Annotated in this window: 4 protein-coding genes; 1 reads left to right on the top strand and 3 read right to left on the bottom strand. The window is 64.5% G+C overall.

What is annotated here, in order from left to right; all coding sequences use genetic code 11:
• The coding region (locus ACO41U_RS09685; RefSeq protein ID WP_485943543.1) for a hypothetical protein at positions 1 to 394 on the top strand (394 nt) is incomplete at its 5' end.
• Between the two features lie 68 nt (positions 395 to 462).
• On the opposite strand, the gene ACO41U_RS09680 is transcribed toward ACO41U_RS09685, so the two are convergent.
• The 3 genes from ACO41U_RS09680 to ACO41U_RS09670 all read right to left on the bottom strand — a co-directional run bounded on the left by ACO41U_RS09680 (position 463) and on the right by ACO41U_RS09670 (position 2,706).
• A complete protein-coding gene (locus ACO41U_RS09680) occupies positions 463 to 1,680 on the bottom strand; it encodes a 6-phosphofructokinase (protein ID WP_298779659.1) in 1,218 nt (405 codons plus the stop codon).
• Positions 1,681 to 1,770: 90 nt separating this feature from the next.
• Positions 1,771 to 2,313 (bottom strand): hypothetical protein, encoded by a 543-nt coding sequence (locus ACO41U_RS09675; protein ID WP_485943541.1) that lies wholly within the window; start codon positions 2,311 to 2,313, stop codon positions 1,771 to 1,773.
• 9 nt (positions 2,314 to 2,322) lie between these two features.
• Entirely contained in the window at positions 2,323 to 2,706 is a 384-nt protein-coding gene (locus ACO41U_RS09670) for a hypothetical protein (protein ID WP_485943539.1), read from the bottom strand.
• Positions 2,707 to 2,775: the final 69 nt, after the last annotated feature.

The following is a 2,775-nucleotide window of genomic DNA, read 5'->3' as shown; positions in this document are numbered from 1 at the left end:
GGACGCCTGCTGGGGCAGGCAGGACAGGCCATGCTTCGGCGCGGCGACAGACGGATGGTGCGGACGTCCTGCCCGTGGGGACAGGAACGGCGGCTGGGGTGCCCGAAGGGGATGGATCCTAGACTTGCCCCAGGAGCTTCAGGAGAAGGCCAAGACGCTCGAAAAGCTGCGCATCGACCTCGATTACGCCCTTGCGTCAACCCCCATCGACCGGCCGAAGGCCCTTGAGCTCTACGGCCAGATTCAGAAGCTGAGAGACGAAATCCAGACGGCAGCCTTCACCAGGCGGTTGGACTGGATCGAAGAAGCCGCAGCTCAGCGCAGGCTGAACGGCACGGTCAAGCCCGGAGCCCCTAACCAGGGGACGAGCGGCGAGGCCGCGCCCGCAAAGTAATTCGGGAAAGCACAGAAAGCGAACGACAGGCCCCAGTTTGGGGCCTGTCGTCGTCCGTTCCGGAGGCGCTACAAAAAGCGTTCCACCTCGCCCTGTTGCTCCTCGATCATCGGCTCGTAGTGCTGCGGGGTCCGGCCGAAGCAGATGTCCATCTGCTCGTAGAAGGTGACGTCCTCGAGGCTGACGGGGCGCGGCACGATGGCGTCAGCGGTCGGCATGTAGCGGATGCGCCCCTTGTAGACCTCCACCACCGTCACGCCGCTGATCCCCTCGTCCAGCAGGATGACCGCCGACGCGCCGATCTGCTTGCCGAAGTTGACGTCGTAGGACGACGTGGAGCCGCTGCGCACGATGTGGCCGGGGATGACCTCGCGAATCTCCGGTATCTCGAAGACTCCGGGGACGTACATTCCGGAAACCTTCATGAACTGGCGGATCTGGGGGTCCTCCCGCATCATCGCCTCGAGGCGCGTGCGGATGTAGCGTCCCGCGCCGGCCAGACGCACGTGGCCGAAGGAGTCCGTGCTGTCCCCGCTGTCGGAGAAGTACTTCCCGTCCTCGCCCTTGACCCCCTCGGCGACCACCATGACGTAGGTGCCCGAATGGACGTCGGAGTTCAGGATGCGTCGGATGTAGTAGTGCTTCAGGTGCTTGTAGATCGCGTCGAAGTCCGCCACGATCTCAGGGATCAGGATGCAGTCCGCATCGGCCGCGATGCCGCCGCGAAACGCCGTGTGTCCGGCGTAGCGCCCGAAGACCTCCACGATCATGATGCGGTTGTGGGTCTTGCCCGTCGTCTTCAGGTCCTCCACGATGCGCGCGATCTTGTTGATGGCGGAGTCGCCGCCCACGGAGTAGGTCTGCAGGTCCAGGTCCATGGTCTTCGGCGCGTGAACGCAGGGAATCCCGTGCTCCGCCAGGTCCACCACGACGCTACCCGTGTCGTCGCCGCCCGATATCAGCAGGCCGTCCAGGTTGAACTTGCGCAGTCCCAGCAGGATGCGGTTGTACTTGTCCGGGTCCGGTATCTTCGATATCTTCACCCGGCTGTGCCCGGCGTCGCTGCCAGCAAAGGAGGAGTTGACGTGGTCCGTGCGCTCCTCGTCCAGGAACACCAGCCGGTCGAAGTCCACCAGGTTGTAGAGCCCCGCGTAGCCGTTGGGGACAATGTACGCCCCGATGCCCCGCTGCATCGCCGTCTTGGCCGCGCCACGCACGACGGCGTTCAGCCCTCCGCAGTCGCCGCCCGACGTGATGATGCCGATGTTCTTCATTTTCTTTCCCATTGATAAAGCCCCCAAACGCGCCCCTTCAGGGCACAAATTTCAGGTTTTCTCATGCAGGACACTATTTTATCCTATCTTCGGCGGAAAGAATCAATCCCATCGGGAATATCGGTACTCCAGGTGAATGGGGCGGTCCTTGATCGACGGCCCCGGAAAGCGCGCCGCCGTTTCCGGGTTGTAGGTCAGCGCAACGGAGGTCCAACGGTCTGGCGTCCAGATGCAGCGCAGCATGATCTTCCCCTCCGCCCAAGCGTTGGGCAGGGGCCGCTCCTCCGTCCTGCCGAACCGGCTGTTGTACGCCTGCATCAGCGCCGTGTAGAGCCGCTCATCCTCCTCCCCGCCCGCAGTCTGCAGGTACACGGCCTTGGACTTCAGCCCCTTCTTGCCGTGGAAGGAAAAGACGAACAGGGCCGGACGCCCCTCAAACAGCCCCTCCATGGAGAGGTAGTCCCCGTCCTGGGTCTTCGCGACCGCCCCGCTCCGCTCCATGCGCAGCTTCGTCCGATTGAAGGGGTGGCCGAAGGGCAGGGACATGAAGGCGTCCGCGCTGTTCGAGAGCGCCTCGGCAGCCACCGTGGCCAGCACCGCAAGGCACGCCGCGGCAAAGAGCACCAGGGTCCTCGTCCTTTTCATGTCTGCCTCCTACCGAGTCCTCTGCCGGAACTCCCACACCAGAAGCCACGCCGCGGAGGCGTCTTCTCCGCTGCCCTCCGTGAAGACGGCTCGGAGGCGCCGCGTGGAACGTCGCTTGATCCGTTCCGGCAGGATCTCCGCCCGCGCCACGACGCGCTTCCTGCGGTCCAGGAAGAGCATCGTGCCACCGAAGAGCACGTTCTCCTTCGTCCCGTTGGTGATGTTCACGTCCAGGTGGCCCCAGAAGTAAGCTATCCCGTGAAAGGAGAGCCCCGGCCGCCCCGCAACGCCGCCCTCGCGGATGAAGGCCCGCGCGGTCCCGCAGGACAGGGCCAGCAAGAGCAGCACAGCGAACAACGCGGCCCCGCGCCAACCGAGCGTTTGTCGTCTCAAGAGCAAAACCTCCCCTCCAAGTGAGGAACCCCACGCCCGCCAGAGCGGGCCCGAACCGATCGAACGCCT

It is taken from the genome of Fretibacterium sp., assembly GCF_057312375.1.
Note: the sequence above shows the minus strand (reverse complement) of the source record. Positions and strands in the feature narration are given on the sequence as shown.